Source organism: Arthrobacter sp. fls2-241-R2A-172, assembly GCF_030208885.1.
Lineage (GTDB): Bacteria > Actinomycetota > Actinomycetes > Actinomycetales > Micrococcaceae > Arthrobacter.
This window is the reverse complement of record NZ_JARVTB010000004.1, coordinates 420,225-444,366: the sequence shown is the minus strand read 5'-3', so window position 1 is coordinate 444,366 and position 24,142 is coordinate 420,225. Positions and strand designations below refer to the sequence as shown.

At 60.5% G+C, this 24,142-nt stretch carries 33 protein-coding genes; 8 read left to right on the top strand and 25 right to left on the bottom strand.

Translation table 11 applies throughout. The features are described 5' to 3' along the window. The first annotated feature begins 53 nt into the window (after positions 1-53). Genes cpaB through QRM57_RS10230 form a run of 5 tightly spaced genes read left to right on the top strand, consistent with a single transcriptional unit; the run spans position 54 to position 5,286 of the window. Positions 54-821 carry a Flp pilus assembly protein CpaB gene (cpaB, locus tag QRM57_RS10250; RefSeq protein ID WP_257371260.1) on the top strand — a complete coding sequence of 256 codons (768 nt, stop codon included), beginning with the start codon at positions 54-56 and terminating at the stop codon, positions 819-821. Next, positions 818-2,017: a CpaE/TadZ family protein gene (locus QRM57_RS10245; RefSeq protein WP_257371262.1), complete on the top strand. Its 1,200-nt coding sequence runs from the start codon at positions 818-820 to the stop codon at positions 2,015-2,017. Before cpaB ends, QRM57_RS10245 begins: the two co-directional genes overlap by 4 nt. Continuing rightward, positions 2,014-3,456, top strand: coding sequence for a TadA family conjugal transfer-associated ATPase (locus QRM57_RS10240; RefSeq protein ID WP_284986489.1), 1,443 nt, complete (start codon positions 2,014-2,016; stop codon positions 3,454-3,456). The genes QRM57_RS10245 and QRM57_RS10240 overlap by 4 nt, the downstream gene beginning before the upstream one ends. Before the next feature lie 2 nt (positions 3,457-3,458). Further along, a complete protein-coding gene (locus QRM57_RS10235) occupies positions 3,459-4,397 on the top strand; it encodes a type II secretion system F family protein (protein ID WP_257371265.1) in 939 nt (312 codons plus the stop codon). 10 nt (positions 4,398-4,407) lie between these two features. Beyond that, entirely contained in the window at positions 4,408-5,286 is an 879-nt protein-coding gene (locus tag QRM57_RS10230) for a type II secretion system F family protein (protein WP_284986488.1), read from the top strand. A gap of 123 nt (positions 5,287-5,409) precedes the next feature. On the opposite strand, the gene truA is transcribed toward QRM57_RS10230, so the two are convergent. From truA to QRM57_RS10190, 8 genes are all read right to left on the bottom strand, one after another. Continuing rightward, positions 5,410-6,300 carry a tRNA pseudouridine(38-40) synthase TruA gene (gene truA / locus QRM57_RS10225; protein ID WP_284986487.1) on the bottom strand — a complete coding sequence of 297 codons (891 nt, stop codon included), beginning with the start codon at positions 6,298-6,300 and terminating at the stop codon, positions 5,410-5,412. Positions 6,301-6,332: 32 nt separating this feature from the next. Then, complete coding sequence (gene rplQ / locus QRM57_RS10220) at positions 6,333-6,893, bottom strand: 50S ribosomal protein L17 (RefSeq protein WP_235517116.1); 561 nt, start codon at positions 6,891-6,893, stop codon at positions 6,333-6,335. 66 nt (positions 6,894-6,959) lie between these two features. After that, the gene (locus QRM57_RS10215; protein ID WP_011775567.1) at positions 6,960-7,970 is read right to left on the bottom strand and encodes a DNA-directed RNA polymerase subunit alpha; all 1,011 of its coding nucleotides are present in this window, start codon (positions 7,968-7,970) and stop codon (positions 6,960-6,962) included. A gap of 147 nt (positions 7,971-8,117) precedes the next feature. Continuing rightward, positions 8,118-8,519 carry a 30S ribosomal protein S11 gene (gene rpsK, locus QRM57_RS10210; protein WP_014922380.1) on the bottom strand — a complete coding sequence of 134 codons (402 nt, stop codon included), beginning with the start codon at positions 8,517-8,519 and terminating at the stop codon, positions 8,118-8,120. 51 nt (positions 8,520-8,570) lie between these two features. Further along, positions 8,571-8,948, bottom strand: coding sequence for a 30S ribosomal protein S13 (gene rpsM / locus QRM57_RS10205; protein ID WP_011775569.1), 378 nt, complete (start codon positions 8,946-8,948; stop codon positions 8,571-8,573). Between the two features lie 196 nt (positions 8,949-9,144). Then, positions 9,145-9,258 (bottom strand): 50S ribosomal protein L36, encoded by a 114-nt coding sequence (gene rpmJ, locus QRM57_RS10200; protein ID WP_011775570.1) that lies wholly within the window; start codon positions 9,256-9,258, stop codon positions 9,145-9,147. Between the two features lie 70 nt (positions 9,259-9,328). Then, the gene (infA, locus tag QRM57_RS10195) at positions 9,329-9,550 is read right to left on the bottom strand and encodes a translation initiation factor IF-1 (protein ID WP_011775571.1); all 222 of its coding nucleotides are present in this window, start codon (positions 9,548-9,550) and stop codon (positions 9,329-9,331) included. A gap of 195 nt (positions 9,551-9,745) precedes the next feature. Further along, positions 9,746-10,729 (bottom strand): P1 family peptidase, encoded by a 984-nt coding sequence (locus tag QRM57_RS10190; protein WP_284986486.1) that lies wholly within the window; start codon positions 10,727-10,729, stop codon positions 9,746-9,748. Positions 10,730-10,969: 240 nt separating this feature from the next. On the opposite strand from QRM57_RS10190, the gene QRM57_RS10185 reads away from it, so the two are divergent. Genes QRM57_RS10185 through QRM57_RS10175 form a run of 3 tightly spaced genes read left to right on the top strand, consistent with a single transcriptional unit; the run spans position 10,970 to position 14,261 of the window. Beyond that, the gene (locus tag QRM57_RS10185) at positions 10,970-11,959 is read left to right on the top strand and encodes a carbohydrate ABC transporter permease (protein ID WP_284986485.1); all 990 of its coding nucleotides are present in this window, start codon (positions 10,970-10,972) and stop codon (positions 11,957-11,959) included. Then, positions 11,956-12,864, top strand: coding sequence for a carbohydrate ABC transporter permease (locus QRM57_RS10180; protein ID WP_284986484.1), 909 nt, complete (start codon positions 11,956-11,958; stop codon positions 12,862-12,864). The genes QRM57_RS10185 and QRM57_RS10180 overlap by 4 nt, the downstream gene beginning before the upstream one ends. 50 nt (positions 12,865-12,914) lie before the next feature. Continuing rightward, a complete protein-coding gene (locus QRM57_RS10175; protein WP_257370552.1) occupies positions 12,915-14,261 on the top strand; it encodes an ABC transporter substrate-binding protein in 1,347 nt (448 codons plus the stop codon). A 61-nt stretch (positions 14,262-14,322) separates the two neighbouring features. Here the strand turns inward: QRM57_RS10175 and map are convergent, their stop codons facing one another. The 17 genes from map to rplV form a co-directional block, all read right to left on the bottom strand. Then, a complete protein-coding gene (map, locus tag QRM57_RS10170) occupies positions 14,323-15,150 on the bottom strand; it encodes a type I methionyl aminopeptidase (RefSeq protein WP_235517121.1) in 828 nt (275 codons plus the stop codon). Between the two features lie 196 nt (positions 15,151-15,346). After that, on the bottom strand, positions 15,347-15,916 hold the full coding sequence (locus tag QRM57_RS10165) for an adenylate kinase (RefSeq protein ID WP_235518597.1): 570 nt from the start codon (positions 15,914-15,916) through the stop codon (positions 15,347-15,349). A gap of 5 nt (positions 15,917-15,921) precedes the next feature. Continuing rightward, on the bottom strand, positions 15,922-17,232 hold the full coding sequence (gene secY / locus QRM57_RS10160) for a preprotein translocase subunit SecY (RefSeq protein WP_257370553.1): 1,311 nt from the start codon (positions 17,230-17,232) through the stop codon (positions 15,922-15,924). A 186-nt stretch (positions 17,233-17,418) separates the two neighbouring features. After that, positions 17,419-17,901 carry a 50S ribosomal protein L15 gene (gene rplO / locus QRM57_RS10155; RefSeq protein WP_211712130.1) on the bottom strand — a complete coding sequence of 161 codons (483 nt, stop codon included), beginning with the start codon at positions 17,899-17,901 and terminating at the stop codon, positions 17,419-17,421. Continuing rightward, complete coding sequence (rpmD, locus tag QRM57_RS10150) at positions 17,901-18,107, bottom strand: 50S ribosomal protein L30 (RefSeq protein WP_257370554.1); 207 nt, start codon at positions 18,105-18,107, stop codon at positions 17,901-17,903. The genes rplO and rpmD overlap by 1 nt, the downstream gene beginning before the upstream one ends. Before the next feature lie 2 nt (positions 18,108-18,109). Beyond that, positions 18,110-18,781 (bottom strand): 30S ribosomal protein S5, encoded by a 672-nt coding sequence (rpsE, locus tag QRM57_RS10145; protein ID WP_204814929.1) that lies wholly within the window; start codon positions 18,779-18,781, stop codon positions 18,110-18,112. 29 nt (positions 18,782-18,810) lie between these two features. Continuing rightward, on the bottom strand, positions 18,811-19,194 hold the full coding sequence (gene rplR / locus QRM57_RS10140) for a 50S ribosomal protein L18 (protein ID WP_167263521.1): 384 nt from the start codon (positions 19,192-19,194) through the stop codon (positions 18,811-18,813). Positions 19,195-19,197: 3 nt separating this feature from the next. Beyond that, positions 19,198-19,734, bottom strand: coding sequence for a 50S ribosomal protein L6 (rplF, locus tag QRM57_RS10135; RefSeq protein WP_018776680.1), 537 nt, complete (start codon positions 19,732-19,734; stop codon positions 19,198-19,200). Between the two features lie 18 nt (positions 19,735-19,752). Then, a complete protein-coding gene (gene rpsH, locus QRM57_RS10130) occupies positions 19,753-20,151 on the bottom strand; it encodes a 30S ribosomal protein S8 (protein ID WP_142938374.1) in 399 nt (132 codons plus the stop codon). A 78-nt stretch (positions 20,152-20,229) separates the two neighbouring features. Next, complete coding sequence (rplE, locus tag QRM57_RS10125; RefSeq protein ID WP_257370555.1) at positions 20,230-20,817, bottom strand: 50S ribosomal protein L5; 588 nt, start codon at positions 20,815-20,817, stop codon at positions 20,230-20,232. Next, positions 20,817-21,176: a 50S ribosomal protein L24 gene (gene rplX / locus QRM57_RS10120; RefSeq protein WP_141281625.1), complete on the bottom strand. Its 360-nt coding sequence runs from the start codon at positions 21,174-21,176 to the stop codon at positions 20,817-20,819. Before rplX ends, rplE begins: the two co-directional genes overlap by 1 nt. A 3-nt stretch (positions 21,177-21,179) precedes the next feature. Continuing rightward, positions 21,180-21,548, bottom strand: a complete 369-nt coding sequence (gene rplN, locus QRM57_RS10115) for a 50S ribosomal protein L14 (RefSeq protein ID WP_003803789.1) — start codon at positions 21,546-21,548, stop codon at positions 21,180-21,182. A 352-nt stretch (positions 21,549-21,900) separates the two neighbouring features. Then, positions 21,901-22,197 carry a 30S ribosomal protein S17 gene (gene rpsQ, locus QRM57_RS10110; protein WP_142938371.1) on the bottom strand — a complete coding sequence of 99 codons (297 nt, stop codon included), beginning with the start codon at positions 22,195-22,197 and terminating at the stop codon, positions 21,901-21,903. After that, a complete protein-coding gene (gene rpmC, locus QRM57_RS10105) occupies positions 22,194-22,514 on the bottom strand; it encodes a 50S ribosomal protein L29 (RefSeq protein ID WP_014922387.1) in 321 nt (106 codons plus the stop codon). Before rpmC ends, rpsQ begins: the two co-directional genes overlap by 4 nt. A gap of 2 nt (positions 22,515-22,516) precedes the next feature. Continuing rightward, on the bottom strand, positions 22,517-22,933 hold the full coding sequence (rplP, locus tag QRM57_RS10100) for a 50S ribosomal protein L16 (RefSeq protein ID WP_003803795.1): 417 nt from the start codon (positions 22,931-22,933) through the stop codon (positions 22,517-22,519). Continuing rightward, positions 22,934-23,755 (bottom strand): 30S ribosomal protein S3, encoded by an 822-nt coding sequence (gene rpsC, locus QRM57_RS10095; RefSeq protein ID WP_011775589.1) that lies wholly within the window; start codon positions 23,753-23,755, stop codon positions 22,934-22,936. Beyond that, complete coding sequence (gene rplV, locus QRM57_RS10090; RefSeq protein ID WP_018776683.1) at positions 23,756-24,121, bottom strand: 50S ribosomal protein L22; 366 nt, start codon at positions 24,119-24,121, stop codon at positions 23,756-23,758. It lies immediately after the preceding gene. Positions 24,122-24,142 lie beyond the last annotated feature (21 nt).

Sequence of the window (24,142 nt, the reverse complement as noted above, 5' to 3'; positions counted from 1 at the left end):
GCGCCCAAGAGTGCCTGCTAATAACCACGCAAGAACCCGAAAGGAGCTACAAAGTGAAAACACGCCTACTGGGAGGCATAGCTGCACTGCTTCTGGCAGTCATTGGCACAGTCCTACTGGTCACCTACGTTCAGGGAGCCGACAAACGTGCACAAGAGGGGCTCGATCCCGTAAGTGTCCTGGTGGTGAAGGAACGCATTCCTGCCGGCACCAAAGCGGAAGAGCTTCAGTCCAAGGTAAAAACCGAAACTTTGCCTCAATCAGCAGTCGCGCCCGGGTCAATAAGCGCTCTCGCCGATCAAACAGGCAAGGTCACCGCCGCTGACATGCAGCCCGGCGAACAACTCCTGGGAATGAAGCTGGTGAGTCCAAAGGATCTGGCACCTGGCACCGTGCCGGTCCCGGAAGGGCTGCAGGAGTCCACTTTCGTCCTTTCGCCCGAGCGCATCCTCGGGGGCCGTATCGAGGCCGGCGACACCGTCACGGTGTACGCATCTTTCAAAGTGGATGACGCCGTAGCGGCTGGGGCCAATCTTCCGGCCAATGTGACGGGCTGGAAGAACTTCACCAAGCTGCTTTACCACGATGTCCTGGTTACTGCAGTTCAACAAGCCGCCCCGGACGCTGAGAAGTCAGCGGGCACCGAAAAGGCGGTGGCACTGCCAAACGGATCCGCTTATGTAACTGTCGCCCTCAGCGACGCCAACGCTTCAAAGATGGTCTTTGGTGCGGAGTTCGGAACCTTATGGCTCTCGAAGCAAACTGAGAAGACCGCCAAGAGCGATCCCCCAACCACCACCTTTGGAGGGCTGCTCCAATGAGCCGATTCGTAGCCATCACCGCCGTCAGGGACTTTGAAGCCCGCGTCCGCCAGGCCGTCACAGGGGCCCTTCACGGCGACCTGCAAACCCTGTCCCCTTCTATTCTCCAGGCTGGTACGGACGAACTCTTCAAGCAAATGACTGGTGCTCCCCCCGAGGTGATGATCCTTGGCCCGGGCGTAAATCCGGACGATGCATTCAAGCTGGCCACAGTCGTCGACCTACAGTACCCGGAAATCAGCCTGCTGATGGTGGCAGAGCCGAGTGCGGACATCGTCTTGAAAGCCATGCATGCTGGCGTCAGGGATGTCGTAGCCCCGGACGCCGAAGTCAACGAGCTTCGCATCCTCCTGGAGCGTGCATGCCTGGCGTCCGCCAGTCGGCGGCGAGGAATGCAGCCCGCTGCGGACCCGGCTCAAGAAAAGGGGCGGGTGATAGCCGTCATGTCGCCCAAGGGCGGCGTGGGAAAAACAACCGTCGCCACCAATCTGGCCATAGGACTGGGGGCTCTGGCCCCAATGAGCGTGGTGATTGTGGACCTGGACCTGCAGTTCGGGGATGTCGCCTCCGGCCTGCTCTTGGAACCGGAGCACTCCATCACGGAGGCAGTTCACGGTGCAGCCGCTCAGGACTCCATGGTCCTCAAGGCGTTCCTGACCGTCCATCCGGCTGGCATCTACGCACTCTGCGCACCACAGAAGCCTTCCGAGTCGGACTACATCACAGCCGATCATGTGACCCGCCTCCTCAATCAGTTGGCCACGGAGTTCAAGTACGTCGTTGTGGATACGGCACCGGGCTTGGGCGAACACTGCCTCGCCACGCTGGAACTGGCCACTGACGGTGTCTGGGTCTGTGGGATGGATGTGCCAAGCATTCGGGGACTCCGAAAATGCTTCAGCGTATTGAAGGAACTCCAACTCCTGCCGCAAGGCCGACACACTGTACTGAATTTTGCGGACAGAAAGAGTGGTCTTTCAGTCCAGGATGTTGAGGCCACCATCGGTGTCCCGATTGACACGGTGATTCCGCGGTCCCGGACCCTTCCGTACTCGACGAATCGGGGCGTACCGGTCCTTCAGGGAACGGCAAGGGACACGGCGATCAAGGGGCTGCGAAAGTTGGTTCAGCGTTTCGATCCGCGATTGGAATCCACACCGCAGAACAAGCTCCACCGCAGGGTGGTGGTGTCATGAAACTGTCCGAGAGGTTGACAAGGAATAATCCGCTTGCTGCGGCCAGCATCACCGATTCGCACTCGCCCGAAAGCACCTTGGCTGGTGAGGGGACGGCAGCAACGCTGGCTTCGGGTCCTATCTTGGGTGGAACTCCGGCACTCCCCGCCGTTGATGCCTTGGCAGGCCTCAAGCAACGTGCGGCCTCGGCCCTTTTTGAAAGGATGGGCAACAGGACCGGTGACACCTCGTCCTCAGAAGAGGAACTGCGTTCTTTCGCTGTAGACGAGCTTTCAGCGGTCATCGACGACGAGCAGGTCCCTTTGTCACCCGAGGAACGGCGTCGCCTCATACGCGAAATAGCTGATGAAGTTATGGGCTTTGGGCCGCTTCAACGTCTGCTGGAGGACCCATCGGTTACTGAAGTGATGGTGAATGGATTCGACCAAATCTACGTGGAGCGGCATGGACATCTGGCCCTAACCGATCTGCAGTTCAGCTCCGATGCCCACCTTCGGAAAGTCATTGAGCGGATCGTCTCCAAGGTGGGGCGTCGAATTGACGAGTCTTCGCCACTTGTCGATGCCCGGCTAGAAGACGGATCCCGTGTCAACGCCATCATCCCTCCACTGGCAGTCAACGGTCCATCGCTGACAATCCGAAAGTTCAGCCATATCCCCATTACAGTACGGAACCTCATCGAGTGGGGCTCCGTAAGCCAGGAGATGGCGGAGCTTTTAAGCGCTTGCGTGCAGGCACGGCTCAACATCATTGTTTCGGGAGGCACTGGTACAGGTAAAACGACGTTGCTGAATGTCCTGTCGTCGTTCATCCCTGAGTCGGACCGCATTGTCACTATCGAGGATGCTGTAGAACTCCAACTGCAGCAACAACATGTGGTCCGATTGGAGAGCCGTCCACCGAACATTGAGGGAAAGGGTGCTATCAGCATCCGCGATCTCGTCCGAAACTCCCTCCGCATGCGTCCCGACCGCATCATCGTTGGCGAAGTGCGCGGCGGCGAATCTCTGGACATGCTACAGGCAATGAATACGGGCCACGACGGATCGTTGTCCACAGTCCATGCCAACTCTCCCCGTGACGCCATAGCCCGTTTGGAGACCCTCGTACTGATGGCCGGCATGGACCTTCCCCTGCGTGCCGTCCGAGAACAAGTTTCCTCAGCAGTCGACCTTATTGTTCAGGTCACTCGACTGCGGGATGGCAGCCGCAGGGTAACTCACGTGACCGAGGTCCAGGGCATGGAGGGAGACGTTGTGACCTTGCAGGATGCTTTCCTCTTCGACTACTCGGCAGGCCTTGACGCCCAGGGGCGCTTTCTGGGCAAAGCACTTCCCACTGGCATCCGGCCCAGGTTCCTTGACCGGTTTGTTGAGTTGGGAATTTCGGTTTCACCATCCACCTTCGGCGTAACGACATTGCCCCTAGGGAGGAGGTAGCCGTGGAGACTTGGGTGTTCTTTACAGCAATCGGCCTGTGCGTAGGCTCACTGATGCTGTTTGTGGTTGTGGTCCTGAAGCCGAAGAATGCGGCTATTCCGATTGAACGCCGGCGTATCGAAACAACGTTGGACCCTTCAGCCGTGGGACGTGTTTCCGAGTCGGCCGTCCGCTGGGTTGATGGCGCGATTGGCAAGTCCGGTGGGCCCTTTAATAGGGCGGTTCTGTACAACGCGGGGGTCAAACAGACCCCGGCTGACGTCACGGTGGTGGTTGGCATCGCCCTCCTGATCCTGGGAGGTTTCGGATGGCTGTTCATCAGCCCGATCATCGGCGTCCTTCTGGCGATTGCCGTCCCCTTCGGCGCCAGGTTCATACTGATCGCCAAAACGGCGAAGCGACGGGCCGCGTTTGAGGACCAACTAACGGACACCATTCAGATGTTGATCGGCGGACTCCGTGTGGGCCACAGCATCATGCGTTCGTTGGAAGCGGCAGCACGTGAAGCACAAGTGCCCACATCCGAAGAGCTGGCGCGGGTAGTCAACGAGGTCAGAATAGGCAAAGACCCCCGGCAGGCCCTCGAAGATGTTGCGACACGAATGCAAAGTGAAGACTTTCGATGGATTGGCCAGGCCGTCCAGATAAACCGCGAAGTGGGTGGCGACTTGGCAGAAGTCCTTGAACAGGTGTCAGGAACAATTCGCGAACGCAGCGAGATCAAGGGACACGTGCGGTCGCTCAGCGCAGAAGGCAAGATGTCTGCCCTGATCCTCATGGCACTGCCTGTTGTAGTGGCGCTTGCCGTAGCCGTCATGAATCCGACATATATGCGTCTCTTTGTAGACCACCCATTGGGAATAGCCATGACTGTCCTCAGCTGTCTGCTGTTCGTCGTCGGTGGTTTCTGGATGAGCCGCACCATAAAGATCAAATTCTAGGAGGCCCATCATGACTCCGCTTGCATGGCTTTTTATCGCACTCATTGTCACGCCGTTGGCGTACTTCGCCTGGTCCCTGGCATCGGTAGACCGGAAAGGGCTCGTGTCCATCCAGTCCAACCTTGGCTCCGGGTTCGGCCGCGGCGACGGGGCCAAGAACCAACGCTCCCCGTTCATGCTTGGAGCGGCCAAAAAGCTGATGCCCGGGAGCTACGAAGCCAAACTGGACCATTGGTTGGCCTTGGCTGGACGGCCCAGTTCCATGCCGCTCAGCAAGGTCATTGCTTTGAAACCATCGCTTGCCCTCATTGGCGCACTCTCGGGCGTCATGTTGGTTCTAGCCAGTGAGAACGGTGCAGCGTCGGTCTTCGGTATGTTCCTGGCTGTGCTCCTGTACTTCCTCCCGGATCTTCTGATCGTCAACATCGGGATCAAACGACAGGACGCCATCAAGCTGGAATTTCCCAACACCCTCGATCAAATGCTCATTTCAGTTGAGGCGGGGCTGGGTTTCGAGTCCGCCATGGAGAGGGCGTCGATTCACGGCGAAGGACCGCTCGCTATGGAATTGGTCCGGACGCTCCAGGATATGCAGGTCGGACGACCACGGGGTGAGGCCTACGAGGCGTTGGCTGATCGCTGTGCTGTACCAGACGTTCGCAGCTTCGTCCTCGCCGTCATCCAAGCCGACAAGTACGGTATCGGCATCGCGAATGTCCTCCGCGCACAAGCCAAGCAAGCCCGCGTCAAGCGGCGGCAGAATGCGGAAGAGAAGGCCATGAAGCTCCCAGTGAAGGTGCTCTTCCCCTTGCTGTTCTGCATTTTTCCAGTGCTGTTCATAGTCCTTCTGGGCCCTGCCGTCATCAAAATCATGCAAACCTTCAGCTGATCTTTCCCGCAGGGACATAGACCGGCACTTCGCGGATCCCAGACCACGGAGTGCCACAACGGCCCCCTTCCGGTACCCAGAGCCGGGAGGGGGTCCTCCAACGTCCGGGCCCCAACCAGCGAGCTACTCCCGGCGCGCCCGCGTCAGTTCAGCCCGGGCCAACAACTGGCTGTCCAAGGGGTAAGCGACCTCTTCCAGCACCAACGGGTGCGGGGCGGCAAGGACGGACTTGGCGTCGCGTTTTCGTTCCAGAAGCCTGGCATGCAGCCACTCGGGAGACTCCAGTCCCTCGCCCACCCTCAGGGCAGAACCAACCAGTGAGCGCACCATGTTGTGGCAGAAGGCATCCGCCTGGACGGTCGCGACAATGACCCCGTCGCTCCCCCGTTCAAAGGAGAACTTCTGCAGCTCACGGACTGTCGTGGCACCTTCGCGGGGTTTGCAGTAGGACCTAAAATCCTGGAGTCCCAGCAGTGCCTGCACCCCGTGGTTCATCACGGAGACATCCACCGCAGACTTGTGCCACAGGGTAATGCTTCGAAGGACCGGGTCCCACCGCTCCGGACCGTCGGCAATCCGGTAACTGTACCTCCGCCACAACGCAGAAAAGCGGGCGTCGAAACCTTCAGGCGCCAGGCCGGCGTCGTGCACCTCCACAGCGCCGGTCAGGTCGCCAAGAATCCGGCTCAACGCACCACGGAGACGACGCAAAAGCGCGACGGCGGGATCGAGTTCGTGCCCTCGCGGCAGTGCCAGCCACTCGGCTTCGGTCAGGTCCAGGTGAACTACCTGCCCACGGGCATGGACCCCGGCGTCAGTCCTGCCGGCAACCGTCACGCGGACGGGCCGCTGCAGCAGGAGCGTCAGTGCTTCCTCAAGCGACCCCTGCACCGTGCGAAGACCAGGCTGCAGTGCCCACCCGCTGAAAGGGCCGCCGTCGTACGAGAGATCCAGCCGGACACGCAAAAACCCGCCGCCCCCCATAACGGGGGCAGCGGGTTTTCGTTCGTTCATAGACTTAAGTCTACTGTGAAGAATTCAGTGAATTACTTCTTGTCCTCAGCGGCCGGAGCCTCTTCGGTTTCAGCAGCTTCAGCTTCAGTAGCCTCGGCCTCAGCAGCCGGAGCTTCTTCGGTTTCAGCAGCTTCGGTCTCTACGACCTCTTCCTCGGCAGCCGGAGCTTCAGCAGCCGGAGCAGCCTTGGCAGCAGCGTTGGTTGCTTCAGCAACAACGGCCTGCTTCGGGGAAACCGGCTCGAGAACGAGCTCGATGACAGCCATGGGAGCGTTGTCGCCCTTGCGGTTGCCGATCTTGGTGATGCGGGTGTAGCCACCATCGCGGTTGGCAACGGCGCCGGCGATGTCGGTGAACAGCTCGTGGACAACGCCCTTGTCGCTGATCAGGCCGAGAACGCGGCGGCGGGAAGCGAGGTCGCCACGCTTGGCGAAGGTGACCAGACGCTCTGCGTACGGCTTGAGGCGCTTGGCCTTGGTAACCGTGGTGGTGATGCGCTTGTGCTCAAACAGAGCAGCTGCCAGGTTCGCGAGCATCAGGCGCTCGTGAGCCGGGCCGCCTCCGAGGCGCGGACCCTTAGTGGGGGTAGGCATAGTTATTTCTCCTGTTGTGTAAGCCGGTTAGGTCCATTGCTGGACCCGGCGGCCAAGATCTGCTGTTTAGAGCTCGTCGTCGCTGAACGCGGCGTCGTCCTCTTCGATGGCTGCGGCGCGGGCTGCGAGATCGAAACCGGGAGGGGAGTCCTTGAGGGACAGACCCAGTTCGACGAGCTTTGCCTTGACCTCGTCAATGGACTTCGCACCGAAGTTACGGATGTCCATCAGGTCAGCCTCGGAGCGGGCAACGAGTTCACCCACGGTGTGGATGCCCTCACGCTTGAGGCAGTTGTAGGAACGGACCGTGAGGTCCAGATCCTCGATCGGCAGAGCCATGTCGGCTGCCAGGGCAGCGTCCGTCGGCGACGGGCCAATCTCGATACCTTCAGCTGCGGTGTTCAGCTCACGGGCCAGACCGAACAGTTCCACCAGGGTGGTACCTGCGGAAGCAACAGCATCGCGGGGAGCGATTGCCTGCTTGGTCTCGACGTCGACAATGAGCTTGTCGAAGTCGGTGCGCTGCTCAACACGGGTAGCTTCCACGCGGAAAGTTACCTTCATGACCGGCGAGTAGATCGAGTCAACCGGAATACGGCCGATCTCGGAGTCGCCGGACTTGTTCTGAGCTGCCGAAACGTAGCCACGGCCGCGCTCGATGGTCAGTTCGAGTTCGAACTTGCCCTTCGAGTTCAGAGTGGCAATGTGCAGATCCGGGTTGTGGAATTCGACGCCGGCCGGCGGAGCGATGTCCGCGGCGGTGACGACTCCGGGGCCCTGCTTGCGCAGGTAAGCAACAACCGGCTCATCGTGCTCGGAGGAAACCGAAAGGTTCTTGATGTTCAGGATGATCTCGGTGACATCTTCCTTGACACCCGGAACCGTGGTGAACTCGTGCAGCACGCCATCGATCCGGATGCTGGTTACAGCGGCACCGGGGATGGAGGAGAGCAGGGTACGGCGGAGGGAGTTTCCGAGGGTGTAGCCGAAGCCCGGCTCCAGCGGTTCAATGATGAAACGGGAGCGGTTCTCGGATACAACTTCTTCGGACAGGGTGGGGCGCTGTGCAATGAGCACTTAGGTTTCCTTTCGGCGAGCATCCGCTATATGACGCAACACAGGTGGTGGAAATCGGCTTCGGTTTCCAGCCTGACCAGCCGGGCCATGCTTATGGACGGAAAACCATCCACAGCAGGCCCGGCCGGTCAGGCAGGGAAGACCTAATTAGACGCGGCGACGCTTCGGGGGGCGGCAACCGTTGTGGGCGCTGGGGGTGACGTCCTGGATGGAGCCAACCTCGAGGCCAGCGGCCTGAAGCGAACGGATTGCGGTTTCGCGTCCGGATCCCGGGCCCTTGACGAATACGTCAACCTTGCGCAGACCGTGCTCCTGAGCGCGCTTTGCAGCAGCTTCGGCAGCCATCTGGGCAGCGAACGGGGTGGACTTACGGGAGCCCTTGAAGCCAACCTCACCGGCGGAAGCCCATGAGATGACAGCACCGTTCGGGTCCGTGATGGACACGATGGTGTTGTTAAAGGTGCTCTTGATGTGCGCCTGGCCAAGCGCAATATTCTTCTTATCCTTGCGACGCGGCTTACGAACCGCTCCACGAGTCTTCGGGGGCATTGTTTCTCCTACAGAAAGTTATCGGGGGAAAACCAGGTCAATCCCGAGGGATTAACGTCCGGCCTTCTTCTTGCCGGCGACGGTGCGCTTCGGACCCTTGCGGGTACGTGCGTTGGTCTTCGTACGCTGTCCGCGTACGGGCAGGCCCTTGCGGTGGCGCAGGCCTTCGTAGCTGCCGATCTCAACCTTGCGGCGGATGTCAGCGGCTACCTCGCGGCGAAGGTCACCCTCAACCTTGTAGTTGCCTTCAATGTAGTCACGCAGCTGGACCAGCTCGGCGTCAGTCAGGTCCTTGACGCGAACGTCAGCGCTGATGCCGGTGGCAGCCAGGGTTTCGTGTGCACGGGTCTTGCCCACGCCGTAGATGTAAGTAAGCGCAATTTCCAACCGCTTTTCGCGGGGAATGTCTACGCCAGCGAGACGAGCCATAGTGGCGGTACTCCTTGAATAAACCGGAGGTCGTAGGCAGTACACCCACACGTTCCGTGTGGCCCCAGCCTCCGACCGGGGGTTCGCTGACCAGGCTCTGTAATGCAGTCCTGGCACAGCTTGTGCTGCCTTTATTTACTTGCGTGGGCTAGCAACCCAGGTTTGCCCTTGCGGGCGCTGATTCCCGGAAGGGGAATTAGCCCTGGCGCTGCTTGTGGCGCGGGTTCTCGCAGATCACCATGACCCGGCCGTTACGGCGGATCACTTTGCACTTGTCGCAGATCTGCTTGACGCTCGGCTTGACCTTCATGGCGTTCCTTTGCGTGTTTTGCAGTTGATCTGCTGGAGCGGCTTGGCACTATTGCCTGCCGCCCAGCAATTTACTTGTAGCGGTAGACGATACGACCACGTGTGAGGTCGTATGGGCTCAGCTCAACCACTACCCGGTCCTCGGGGAGGATTCGAATGTAGTGCTGTCGCATCTTCCCAGAGATGTGTGCGAGAACGACGTGCTTGTTGGTGAGCTCAACGCGAAACATCGCATTGGGCAGCGCCTCAGTCACAACGCCCTCGATCTCAATGACCCCGTCCTTCTTGGCCATATCCTCCGCTAACTGTTGTTTGCCGCCGTCCTTCAGTTAGGCACCGAAGATCCAGCGGACGTTTTTTGTTTGCTTGGCCCCCTTGGAACCACGACCCTAAAAAGGGCGTGGCTGCACAGACAACCAACAAATAACTCTACGCCAATCGGGCCGGAAAGTTAAATCCGTCCATGGTAGCGCAAGCATCCGCCGCCGTCACTCCCCCGCAGTCCCGAACGCCGGGAAATCACCTGCCGGCGTCGAGACGCTTTCGGCGGCCAGGACACCATCCAGGATAGCCAGCCGCACGGCTTCCGCCGCAGCACTCTGGAGCGTGATGAGCGAGACCTGCCGCGCTTGTTCATTACTGCGGTCAAGCCCGACGGCGCCAGTCGCCAAAGCGAACACGGTGTCACCGTCGGCAAGGGTGTGGGACGGATCCAGGGCCCGGGCCAGCCCGGCATGCCCGGCAGATGCCGTCCGCTTGCACTCGGCCACATCCAAAATTGCATTCGTAGCGATCACGACCAGGGTCGTATTGAGCCCCTGCGGCTGGGCAGGAACCCGGCCGCGCGCGTCTAAGGGAGGAACGACCGAGCGCGCAGAGGGTTTCGGCCCCGCCGCAGGAAATACAGGAGAACCCAGCGCGTTCACCACAGCGATGGCCCCCACAATCACGCCGCCGTCGAGTTCGATCGATGACGTACCCACCCCACCTTTGTACTGTCCGCGGGCTATGACCGCACCGGTACCGGCACCAACGTTTCCACGCCCGACGGCGGCATGCTCACCGGAGGCGAACGCCGCGGCAGCTGCCTGGTAGCCCATGTCGGCGTCGGGCCGTGCGCGCACGTCGCCGCCACGCCCGAGGTCGAAAATGGCCGCGGCCGGAACAATTGGCACCACGGTTCCCGGGACGGCAAAGCCGCGCCCCTGTTCCTCGCACCATGCCTGCGCCCCATGCGCGGAGGCCAGCCCGAAGGCGCTGCCACCTGTCAACACCACGGCATCAACGGTGGACACCAACGTGGTGGGATCCAAAGCGTCGGTCTCGTGCGTCCCGGGACCTCCGCCCCGAACATCCACCGACCCCACAGTTCCGGGCGGAGGCAGCACCACGGTCACCCCGGACAGCCACCCATCCCCCACCCTCTGCACATGACCAACCCGTACGCCCGCAACATCGGTGATCGCATTCATGGCTCCATTCTCCACCGGCCTGGGCAACGCCTCACCCTGGACTGGAACTGGGAGTTGAGCCTCAAATACGAACATGCGGGGAACACCACGTAAACGGGTTGGGAAGTGTCAGACAACTATCACTCAGGGATGCCTTTTTGGTCCCGACAGGCCACTTCGGTGTGGTGAGCTAGGCCTGTCTTCGCCGCCCCGGTCCGGGCGCTGGCGAACCCCTCAATCACCCGAGAACGTTAGTGACCCATGACTGCCCCTTTGCTTCACAAGAGCAGCACCGCGCCCGCGGACGGCCCCGACTCAGCGGCCTCCGCCCCGCCGGTTGCCACGCCCGGGAGAAACCGGCAGAGACGGCGCTGGTCCGGCCGCAGCCGCAAGGACTTTGTCGTCTTCCTGGCCATGGCCCTTCCCAACCTGGTGCTGATTGGCACCTTCACGTACTGGCCGCTGATTAACAACATCTACTACTCCACGTTGGATTGGACGCTGGGATCCGCTTCAGCCACGGTTGTTGGGCTGCAGAACTACGTCACGTTCTTCACCGGCGAGGACGCCTCGAAAGTCCTCGCCACCACGGCGGTCTTCACGCTTGTTACAGTGGGTGGCTCCATGGTCCTGGGCTTGCTTGTTGCCTTGGCGTTGAATGCGAAGGTTCGCGGCACCACGTTGGCCCGGTCCGCGGTGTTTGCGCCGTACGTGCTCTCCGGGGTGGGTGTCGGTTTGGTGTGGTTGTTCATCTTCGATCCCGGCTACGGTGTCCTGGCTTGGATCCTTCGTGGGCTCGGTCAGCAGAGCCCACAGTGGATCAACGACCCCCAGCTTTCGTTGGTGATGGTCATCATTGTCTACGTCTGGAAAAACCTGGGCTATTGCGCCGTGGTCTATCTGGCCGGGCTGCAGTCACTTCCGCGGGACGTGATGGAAGCCGCGGCCCTCGACGGGGCGAACGGTGTACGACGGTTCCTCAGCATCTCGCTGCCCTTGCTCTCCCCCACCACGTTCTTCCTGCTGATCACCACCATGCTGAGTTCGTTGCAGGCATTCGACCTGATCCGCATCATGACACCGCTGGGCAATGGCACCAGCACGTTGATCTACGAGGCCTACCTCCAGGCTTTCGGCGCCTACAACAGGGCGGGCTACTCCGCGGCGATCTCAGTGATCCTCTTCGCCATCCTGCTGATCATCACGGTCCTCCAACTGCGGTTCGTTGAACGAAAGGTCCACTACTCATGAGCGCACCGTCACCAGCCGCCGTCGTCGTTTCCCAGCAGGACGCTGAGCCGGACCGTCGGCACAGGCCCTTGTCGCCTGCGAACCTTCTCCAGACAGTCGCCGCGGGCTACGTTCCGCTGATCGTCGCCACGCTGGTGGTGGCCCTGCCATTGCTGTGGATGCTGCTCAGCTCGTTCAAGCAACCGGGCGAAATCGTCACCATGGACCTGAAAATCCTGCCGGAGTCCTTGAACCTGGAGAACTATGCCACAGCCATGACGACGGTTCCGTTCGCCCAATTTTTCGCGAACAGCCTGATCGTTACCGTGGTTGGTTCCACCGTCAAGGTCATCCTGGCGATCCTGACCGCCTACGCCTTGGTGTTCGTGCGTTTTCCGTTCAAGAACGTCATCTTCGTGCTCATCCTGGTTGCCCTGATGGTCCCGGCGCAGGTGTCCATCCTGCCCAACTACATCCTGATAGCGGGCATGGGAGGCAAGAACACCCTGTGGGGCATCATCCTTCCCGGCCTCGGCACCGCGTTCGGCACTTTCCTCCTTCGGCAACACTTCCTGACCCTGCCACCCTCAATCCTCGAAGCGGCCGAGATCGATGGCGCCGGCCATTGGCGACGCTTGTGGCAAATCATCGTGCCCGTGTCGGTACCGTCCATCGCGACTGTGGCGTTAGTGACAGTGGTCAGCGAATGGAATGACTACATTTGGCCGCTCATCATCACCGATCGTCCGGAGACGATGACCCTGCCAGTAGGCCTCACCTTGTTGCAGAACTCCGAAAGCAACGGAGCAGGCTGGGGAATCCTCATGGCCGGGGCCGTCCTGGTGATCGTTCCGATCCTGCTGGTCTTCGCCGCACTCCAGCGCTACATCGTTGCCGGCCTGACGCAGGGAAGCGTCACCGGTTGATTCTCCCGCCGCACCAATCGCATCGAAGTACGTTATTGAAAGGAAGCACCATGCGCACCAACCTTGACCGCCGACATTTCCTGGGACTTGCAGGCCTCGGAGCCGGAGCAGCGGCCCTCGCCGCATGTGGTGGACCCTCGACGGCGGGCACGGCAGACGCCGTCGACACCGCAACGATCGACTTCAGCGGCGTGAAGCCTGCCGCCTCCATCGATTTCTGGACCAACCACCCGGGCAAGTCGCAGGACGTGGAAAAGGCCATCATCGACAAGTTCCACGCCAAGTTCCCTGACATCAAGGTCAACCTGGTCACGGCTGGGGCGAACTACGAAGAGATTGCCCAGAAGTTCCAGACGTCGCAGGCGGCCAAGACCGGGCTCCCCGGCTTGGTGGTCCTTTCCGACGTGTGGTGGTTCCGCTACTTCTCCAACGGCAGCATCATTCCCCTTGACGGACTGGTGAAGCAGCTCGACATCAAGATCGACGATTTCCAGAAGTCCCTCGTTGACGACTACAAGTACGACAACAAGCAGTGGGCCCTCCCCTACGGCCGGTCCACCCCGCTGTTCTACTACAACAAGGACCACTTCAAAGCCGCAGGACTTCCGGACCGCGCTCCTGCAACCTGGCAGGAATTCGCTGAATGGGCACCCAAACTGAAGGCAAGCTCCGGCGCCCAGTACGCCTACATCTACCCGGCGTTGGCTGGCTACGCCGGCTGGACCCTGCAGAACAACCTGTGGGGCTGGGGCGGAAGCTGGTCCAAGGACTGGGACATCACCTGCGACTCCAAGGAATCCGTGGCTGCCCTGCAGTGGGCGCAAGACTCCATTTACAAAGACGGATGGGCTGGCGTCTCGTCCAAGGAAGCTGCTGACGACTTCGCCGCTGGCCTTACCTCGTCGACCATCTCCTCCACCGGCTCCCTGTTGGGTGTCCTGAAGGCTGCCAAGTTCAACGTCGGCGTCGGGTTCCTCCCCGGCGGTCCCCAGGTTACCAGTGGCGTTTGCCCGACAGGCGGCGCGGGGCTGGGCATTCCAAGCGGGATCAGCAAGGAAGAGCAGTTGGCCGCCGCAACCTTCCTCAAGTTCATGACCGAACCCGAGAACACGGCTGCGTTCTCCGCTGCCACCGGCTACATGCCTACGCGGCTATCCGCGGACATGTCTACCGTCCTGGCCACCACGCCGCAGATCAAGATCGCCATGGACCAGCTCGCAGCCACCAAGGTCCAGGACAACGCGAGGGTCTTCCTTCCGGGTGCGGACCAGGAGATGGCCAAGTCTGCTGCGAAGATCCTCACGCAGCAGGGCGATGTGCAGGCCACCATGACGGAGCTGAAGAAGACGCTCGAGGGCATCTACACCAAGGACGTCAAGCCCAAACTGAAGGCATAAACTCCGCCGAGCATGAAGAGAGCCGGGCTGCTTCAGCAGCCCGGCTCTCTTCATATGTCAGCTACGGGATGGGGACTGGCACGACGCCGAGCGGCGCCAGCTGCGCTGCTCCGCCGTCCGGGGCAGACAGGACCCAAATGCCCTTTTCATGTACGGCTACCGAATGCTCCCATTGGCAGGAGCGCTTGCCGTCGGTGGTGACCACTGTCCAGTCGTCGTCGAGGGTTGCGGTTTCAATGTCCCCGCGAACCAGCATCGGCTCAATGGCAAGGCACAGGCCGGGACGGATCTTCGGGCCGCGGTGGTTGGTCCTGTAGTTCAGCACATCGGGCGCCATATGCATTTCAGACCCGATACCGTGGCCTACATAGTCTTCGAGGATGCCGAGGGGCTTGCCTTCGACGGACGATACGTAGTCGTCGATGGCGTTGCCAATGTCCCCCACGAACTTTCCGGTGGCCAAGGCAGCGATTCCACGCCACATGGCGGCCTCCGTGACATCGGAGAGGCGCTGGTCTTCGGGATCCGCGGTTCCAACAATCACTGTCCGTGCGGAATCAGAATGCCAGCCGTCCACAATGCAGCCGCCGTCGATGGAGATAATGTCGCCGTCCTGCAGGACACGGCCCCCCGGGATACCGTGAACAACTTCTTCGTTCACCGAGGTACAGATGGTGGCCGGAAAGCCGTGGTACCCGAGGAAATTCGACTTCGCGCCGGCCTCGTTGAGGACTGCGGCGAATACATCATCCAGGTCCTTGGTGGTGACTCCGGCCTTAGCCGCCGCAACGGCAGCGTCCAGGGCACGGCTCAGTACAAGGCCTGCCTGGTGCATGGTGCGCATTTGCTCGTTGGACTTGTATTCAATACGGGGCTGACCGAACGCCATGTTCTCCTTTGGAAGGTTGCTGGTGGGACCCGCCTGGCCCCGTGCTTCAATTATTTTCCTGTATCCGTGGGCAGGACCGAAATTGGCTGGCACCCACCCCATGACAGGGAACGAAAAAGGTGGGCCCCACACCAAACGGTACGGGACCCACCCATCACTCCCATGCCGGTAATCCGGCTATGTGGAGAACGTACTGCTAGACAGCCTTGGCCGACTCGATCGCCGTGAGCACACGGTCGGTAACTTCGTCGATACCGCCGATGCCATCAACCTGTGTCAGGATGCCACGCTCGGAGTACTTGGCTACGACGGCTTCGGTCTGCTCGTGGTACAGGTCAAGACGGTGTCGGATCACAGTCTCGTTGTCATCGGAGCGGCCGGTTTCCTTGGCACGGCCCAAAAGGCGGGCAACCAGTTCTTCGTCGTCGGCAGTCAGCTGGAGCACGACGTCGAGCTCCTGCTGGCCCTCGGCGAGGATCTGGTCCAAGTAGTCAACCTGCGCCGTTGTGCGCGGGTAGCCGTCCAACAGGAAGCCGTTCTCGACGTCGTCCTGGCCGAGGCGGTCGCGAACCATGTTGTTCGTGACGCTGTCCGGAACGAAATCGCCGGCGTCCATGTACTTCTTGGCCTCAATGCCCAAGGGGGTTTCGCCCTTGACGTTGGCACGGAAGATGTCGCCGGTGGAGATGGCGACTACGCCGAGGCGCTCGGAAATGCGCTCGGCCTGCGTACCCTTACCCGAACCGGGAGGTCCAATGATCAGCATTCTCGTCATCGCAAAAGCCCTTCGTAGTGACGTTGTTGTAGCTGCGCATCAATCTGCTTGACGGTCTCCAGGCCAACACCCACCATGATCAGGATTGATGTGCCACCGAACGGGAAGTTCTGGTTGGCATTGATCAGGACGAGTGCGACCAGCGGAATCAACGCCACGAAGCCAAGGTAGAAGGCTCCGGGAAGCGTGATCCTGGAAAGCACGTACTGCAGGTAGTCCGCGGTCGGTTTACCCGCCCGGATGCCCGGAATGAACCCGCCGTACTTCTTCATGTTGTCCGACACTTCTTCAGGGTTGAAGGTGATGGCTACATAGAAGTACGTGAAGAACACGATCATGGCGAAGTAGAGCGCCATGTAGATGGGGTGGTCGCCACGGGTGAGGTTGTTGTTGATCCACTCGACCCATGGAGCAATCTGCTCCCCCGGCTTGGGCTGGTTGAACTGCGAGATCAGGCCCGGCAGGTACAGCATGGAGGAAGCAAAGATGACAGGCACGACGCCGGCCATGTTCACCTTGATGGGGATATAGGTGCTGGTCCCACCCACGGTGCGTCGACCGATCATACGCTTGGCGTACTGGACCGGGACACGGCGCTGGGACTGCTCCACGAAGACCACCAGAGCCACAGTCAGCAGTCCAATGGCAAGAACGATGAAGAACGTTCCGGGGCCCTTGGTCTCCCAGATGGAACCCAGTGAACGGGGGAAGCCGGCAGCGATGGAGGTGAAGATCAGGAGGGACATGCCGTTGCCGACGCCGCGCTCGGTGACGAGCTCGCCCATCCACATGATGAGGCCGGTGCCTGCAGTCAGCGTGATGATCAGCAGGAGGGTGGTAATGATGCTCTCATCAGGAATGATGGGCAGGTTACAGCCCGGCAGCAACTGTCCGGATCGGGCCAGCGACACCAAAGTGGTGGCGTTCAACAGGCCGAGAGCGATGGTGAGGTACCGGGTGTATTGCGTCAGTTTTGACTGCCCGGAGGAACCTTCCTCGTAGAGCTGCTGGAACCGGGGAATAACCACCCGAAGCAACTGCACGATGATGCTCGCCGTGATGTAGGGCATGATGCCCAGGGCAAAGATCGATACCTGCAGCAACGCGCCGCCGCTGAACAAGTTCACCAGCTGGTAGATGCCCTGCGAGGTGTCACCGTTGTTCAAGCATTGCTGGACATTCTGGTAGTTCACACCAGGCGAGGGGATGAAAGCTCCCAAGCGGAAGATTGTGATGATTCCCAGCGTGAACAACAACTTGCGTCGCAAATCAGGCGTCCGAAACGCCCGGCCGAATGCGCTTAGCAAGCGTCCTCCTGAGTAGAAAGTACAAGGATGTGATGGGGCTCAATGAAACCCAACAACCGAGTCTAACCGCTGGTGACGCCGTCTTAATAATCGAGAGTCCACAATCACGCAAAAAAATCCCGGTATACGGGGCCGAGGCCCCGCACACCGGGATTTTTTTACAACGGGCTTTCGCCCCACTGGCCCTTAGAGAGCAGTGGTGCTTCCGCCTGCTGCAGCAATCTTTTCCGTCGCACTGGCGGAGAATGCGTGGGCGGTGACGTCAACCTTGACGGTGATGTCGCCGGTGCCCAGCACCTTTACGGGCTGGTTCTTGCGAACGGCACCCTTCTCAACCAGGGACTCAACGGTGACAGCGCCACCTTCCGGGAACAGCTCGTTGAGCTTCTCCAGGTTTACAACCTGGAACTCAACCCGGAACGGGTTCTTGAAGCCGCGCAGCTTCGGCAGGCGCATGTGCAGCGGCAGCTGGCCGCCGGCAAAGCCAGCCTTTACCTGGTAGCGGGCCTTCGTACCCTTGGTACCGCGACCAGCGGTCTTACCCTTGGAGCCTTCACCACGACCAACACGGGTCTTGGCGGTCTTGGCACCCGGGGCGGGACGCAGGTGGTGGACCTTCAGAGCGTTCTGCTTCTCAGCAGCCTCTGCGGCGGTCTTGTTCTCTGCCATTACTTCGCCTCCTCTACATTCACGAGGTGCGGAACCGTGTTGAGCATGCCAACGGTCACGGCGTCAGCGGTACGGACAACGGTGTGTCCGATGCGCTTGAGACCGAGGGACCGGAGGGTCGCAATCTGGTTCTGCTTGGCGCCGATGACGCCCTTGATCTGGGTGATCTCCAACTTGGCGTCGGAGGGAGTCACGTTCTTAGCCATGACTAAACACCTGCCTTCTGGTTCTGGAGCGCGCGCACCAGAGCAGCAGGAGCAACCTCGTCCAGCGGCAAGCCACGGCGGGCAGCCACGGAAGCGGGCTCTTCGAGCTGCTTCAGAGCGGCAACGGTCGCGTGAACGATGTTGATCGCGTTGGAAGAACCGAGCGACTTGGAGAGGATGTCGTGGATACCCACGCACTCCAATACCGCGCGGACCGGACCACCGGCGATAACACCGGTACCGGCGGAAGCCGGACGCAGCAGGACGACGCCTGCAGCAGCTTCACCCTGCACGCGGTGCGGGATGGTGCTGCCAACGCGGGGAACGCGGAAGAAGGACTTCTTGGCCTCTTCAACGCCCTTCGCGATTGCTGCGGGAACTTCCTTGGCCTTGCCGTAGCCGACGCCGACCATACCGTTGCCGTCACCGACGACGACGAGTGCGGTGAAGCTGAAGCGACGACCACCCTTGACGACCTTGGCAACGCGGTTGATGGTGACAACGCGCTCTACGAACTGACTCTTCTCGGCTTCACGACCGCCGTCGCGGCCACCACGGCCACCACGGTCGCCGCGGCCCTGGCCACGGTCGCCACGCTCGCCGCGACGAGCGCCACGGCGGTCATCGGCAGCGGGTGCGGTCTCAGTTGCTTCAGCAGCTACAGCTTCAGTCACCTGAATGTCCTTTTCGTTGTTTTCAGCGGTCACAGTGCCAGCCCACCTTCGCGAGCACCGTCAGCGACGGCGGCGATGCGGCCGTGGTACTTGTTACCGCCACGGTCGAAGACAACAGCCTCGACGCCTGCAGCCTTGGCACGCTCGGCAACGAGCTCGCCGACGCGCTTGGCCTTTGCAGTCTTGTCTCCGTCGAATGCGCGAAGGTCAGCTTCCAGGGTGGAAGCGTAAGCCACGGTTACACCCTTGCTGTCATCGACAACCTGGACGAATACGTGACGTGCGGAGCGGTTGACGACCAGACGAGGACGTACAGCCGTGCCGCTAATGCGCTTGCGGATACGAAGCTGGCGACGGCTGCGTGCAGCAGACTTGCTCTTGTTCGAACGCTTCTTGTTAATTGCGATGGCCATGGTTTACTTACCAGCCTTTCCGACCTTGCGGCGGATGACTTCGCCGGCGTAACGGACACCCTTGCCCTTGTAGGGGTCGGGCTTGCGCAGCTTGCGAATGTTGGCAGCAACCTCGCCGACCTGCTGCTTGTTGATACCCGCAACAGAGAGCTTGGTCGGACCCTCCACTACGAAGGTGATGCCTTCGGGTGCAGAGACGTTAACCGGGTGGCTGTAGCCCAGAGCGAACTCCAGGTCAGAACCCTTGGCCTGAACGCGGTAACCGGTACCAACGATTTCAAGCTTCTTCTCATAGCCCTCGGTAACGCCCTGGATCATGTTGGCGATCAGGGTGCGGGTCAGGCCGTGCAGCGAACGCGAGTTGCGCTCGTCGTTCGGGCGGGTGACCGTGAGAGTGTTCTCTTCGAGGGAGACCTCGATCGGGCTGGCCACAGTGTGGCTCAGCTCGCCTTTGGATCCCTTGACGCTGATGACGGAGCCATCGAGCTTGACCTCAACTCCGGCAGGAACGGTGATGGGGAGACGTCCAATACGTGACATTATTCTCTTCCTTTCCCGTTACCAGACGTACGCGAGGACTTCGCCGCCCACGCCCTTCTTACCGGCCTGCTTGTCAGTCAGGAGGCCGGAAGAGGTGGACAGGATTGCGATACCCAGGCCACCCAGCACGTGCGGCAGGTTGGTGGACTTCGCGTAAACGCGGAGACCCGGCTTGGAGATGCGGCGGACACCAGCGATCGAACGCTCGCGGTTGGGACCGAACTTGAGGTCGATGGTCAGCTTCTTGCCAACCTCAGCTTCCTCTTCCTTCCAGCCGGCGATGTAGCCCTCGGCCTTCAGGATGTCGGCAACGCGTGCCTTCAGTTTGCTGTACGGCATGGACACGGTGTCGTGGTATGCCGAGTTTGCATTGCGCAGACGCGTAAGCATGTCTGCGACAGGATCTGTCATAGTCATTTGGGCTATAGCCCTTCCTCGTACCGGTTTCCGCTGCGCTTGGTCTCAAGAACAAACGCGGACGGACCTGTCACGTAGTTAGTTTTCGGTTTTGAACGGGAACCCAAGCGCCTTGAGCAGCGCGCGGCCTTCGTCGTCGGTCTTGGCGGTGGTGACGACCGTGATGTCCATACCGCGAACGCGGTCGATGGAATCCTGGTCGATTTCGTGGAACATAACCTGCTCGGTCAGACCGAAGGTGTAGTTGCCGTTGCCATCGAACTGCTTGCCGTTGAGGCCGCGGAAGTCACGGATACGCGGCAGTGCCAGCGAAACCAGACGGTCCACGAATTCCCACATACGGTCGCCACGCAGGGTAGCGTGTGCACCGATGGGCATGCCTTCGCGCAGCTTGAACTGTGCGATCGACTTACGGGCCTTGGTTACCTGCGGCTTCTGGCCGGTGATCAGGGTGAGGTCGCGGACAGCGCCGTCGATCAGCTTGGAGTCCTTGGCGGCATCTCCAACACCCATGTTCACAACAACCTTCACCAGGCGGGGAACCTGGTTCACGTTCGCGTAGTTGAACTCGTCCTGCAGGGACTTCTTGATGGTCTCTGCATACTTGGTCTTCAGACGCGGAACGATCTTGTTTGCAGCGGAGGTCTCAGACAGTGTCTCGCTCATTAGATGTCCTTCCCGGTGGCCTTGGACACGCGGATACGGACAGTCTTGGAACGACCATCCTTCTCAACGGTGTCGAGACGGAAACCAACACGGGTCGGCTTCTTGGTCGACGGGTCAACCAAAGCAACGTTGGAGACGTGGATCGGGGCCTCAACGACCTCGATGCCACCGGTCTTGGTGCCGCGCTGCGACTGACCGACCTTGGTGTGCTTGGTGACGCGGTTGATGCCCTCTACCAACACGCGGTTGGTGTCCGGGAATACGCGCAGGACTTTGCCCTGCTTGCCGCGGTCTCCGCCACGTTCCTGCTTGGCGCCGGTGATGACCTGAACGAGGTCACCCTTCTTGATCTTAGCCATGGACTAAAGCACCTCCGGGGCCAGCGAAACGATCTTCATGAACTTCTTGTCGCGAAGTTCACGACCAACCGGGCCGAAGATACGGGTACCGCGGGGGTCACCGTCGTTCTTCAGGATCACAGCTGCGTTTTCGTCAAACTTGATGTAGGAACCATCCGCACGGCGGCGTTCCTTCTTGGTACGAACGATGACAGCCTTGACGACGTCACCCTTCTTTACGTTGCCGCCAGGGATAGCGTCCTTGACGGTTGCGACGATAACGTCGCCAATGCCTGCGTAGCGACGGCCAGATCCACCGAGAACGCGAATGGTAAGGATTTCCTTAGCACCCGTGTTGTCGGCGACCTTCAGTCGCGACTCCTGCTGAATCAATTTCTACTCCTTGCGTCGCGCCGGTTCTCAGACCGATATCATGCATACGGAATGAGCCTTGCGGAACGGTTGATCGGGGTGTCTCTTGACCTGCCTGGATTTTGCCAGAACAGGCCTAAACGCCCGTGCCACAAGCATCAGCTTCCCTTGCAGAAAACTCTGCGCGGGGCAGTATGCAGCGGCACGATTGTTTACGAGGTAGTGGACGACGCACAAGTGGCGCCATACAAACTCAATATCCTAGCACGTTTAGGGATCGAATCCGAACCGAGGGCAAACGCGGGAAGGCCCGCATTCCCAAGGGAATACGGGCCTTCCGTTGAATCCTGCCAGGCGATGCCCGGCGTCGGATTTACTTTGCCTTTTCGAGGATCTCCACCAGGCGCCACCGCTTGGTAGCGGAGAGCGGGCGGGTCTCAGAGATGAGAACGAGGTCGCCGATGCCGGCGGTGTTCTCTTCGTCGTGAGCCTTGACCTTCGAGGTGCGGCGAATAACCTTGCCGTACAGAGCGTGCTTCACGCGGTCTTCAACCTGAACAACGATGGTCTTTTCCATCTTGTCAGAGACAACGTAGCCGCGACGCGTCTTACGGTAACCGCGCTGTTCAGCGCTGGCTGCTGCTTCCGTCACAGTTTCCTTCTCGCTCACTTGGCGTCCTCTCCAGCTTCAACCTCGGCCTTTTCAGCCTTGGCAGCCTTCTTGGACTTCTTTTCTTCCTTGGCTTCCACAACCGGTGCGGCAACCTCGGCACGAATGCCCAGCTCGCGCTCACGGAGAACGGTGTAGATGCGTGCGATGTCCTTCTTTACCGCGCGCAGGCGACCGTGGTTCTCCAGCTGTCCGGTGGCGGACTGGAAACGCAGGTTGAACAGCTCTTCCTTGGACTTGCGGAGTTCTTCAACGAGACGCTCGTTGTCGAAACCGTCCAGCTGTGCGGGTGCGAGATCCTTCGACCCTACTGCCATTTCTATTCACCACCTTCGCGACGCACAATGCGTGCCTTCAACGGCAGCTTGTGGATTGCCAGGCGCAGGGCCTCGCGAGCTACCTCTTCATTGACACCGGAGAGTTCGAACAGAACCCGGCCCGGCTTGACGTTTGCGACCCACCATTCCGGAGAACCCTTACCGGAACCCATGCGGGTTTCAGCAGGCTTCTTCGTCAGCGGACGGTCCGGGTAGATGTTGATCCAGACCTTACCGCCACGCTTGATGTGGCGGGTCATCGCGATACGGGCGGACTCGATCTGACGGTTGGTTACGTATGCCGGGCTGAGAGCCTGGATACCGTACTCACCGAAGCTGACCTTGGTGCCACCCGTAGCAGCTCCGGAACGACCCGGGTGGTGCTGCTTACGGTGCTTGACTCGACGTGGGATAAGCATTTAAGCCTGTCCTCCTTCTGCTGCGGGTGCAGCAGCTTCAGCGGCCGGTGCTTCAACGGCAGCAGGTGCTGCCTCAGCTGCCGGACGGTCGTTACGACGACGGCGGTCGCCACCCGGGCGGCCCGGACGGTCTCCTGCACGGCCACGGGACGGAGCAGCAGCTGCCTGCTGAGCCAGTTCCTTGGCAGTGACGTCACCCTTGTAGATCCAAACCTTTACGCCGATACGGCCGAAGGTGGTCTTGGCTTCGTAGAAGCCGTAGTCGATGTTCGCGCGGAGGGTGTGCAGGGGCACACGGCCTTCGCGGTAGAACTCCGAGCGGGACATTTCTGCGCCACCCAGACGGCCCGAGCAAGCAACACGGATGCCCTTGGCACCTGCGCGCTGCGCGGACTGCATTGCCTTCTTCATCGCACGGCGGAAAGCCACGCGGGAAGTCAGCTGCTCAGCGATGCCCTGGGCAACAAGCTGTGCTTCCATCTCGGGGTTCTTGACCTCGAGGATGTTCAGCTGAACCTGCTTGCCGGTGAGCTTTTCGAGCTCGCCGCGGATGCGGTCTGCTTCTGCGCCGCGGCGACCGATGACGATGCCCGGGCGTGCCGTGTGGATATCCACGCGGACACGGTCACGGGTGCGCTCGATCTCGACCTTGGCGATGCCGGCGCGCTCCATGCCGGTGGACATGAGCTGACGGATCTTGATGTCCTCGCGGACGAAGTCCTTGTAGCGCTGTCCGGGCTTGGTGCTGTCAGCGAACCAGTGCGAAACGTGGTCGGTGGTGATGCCGAGTCGGAACCCGTGCGGGTTTACTTTCTGTCCCACTTAGCGAGCCTCCTCTTTCTCGGGGGTTGCCACGACCAACGTGATGTGGCTGGTCCGCTTCCTGATGCGGTAGGCGCGGCCTTGGGCACGCGGCTGGAACCGCTTCATGGTCGGGCCTTCATCAACGAATGCTTCGCTGATGAACAGGTCGCTGTCGTCGAATGCAACGCCGTCACGGTCCGCGAGGACGCGTGCGTTGGCCATTGCCGACTGAAGTACCTTGAATACCGGCTCCGAAGCTGCCTGGGGGGCAAACTTCAGAATTGCCAGAGCCTCATTCGCTTGCTTACCACGAACAAGGTTGACGACGCGCCGGGCCTTCATAGGCGTTACGCGGATGTGACGCGCAATAGCCTTGGCTTCCATTGCTTTCCTTCTCTCGTCTAA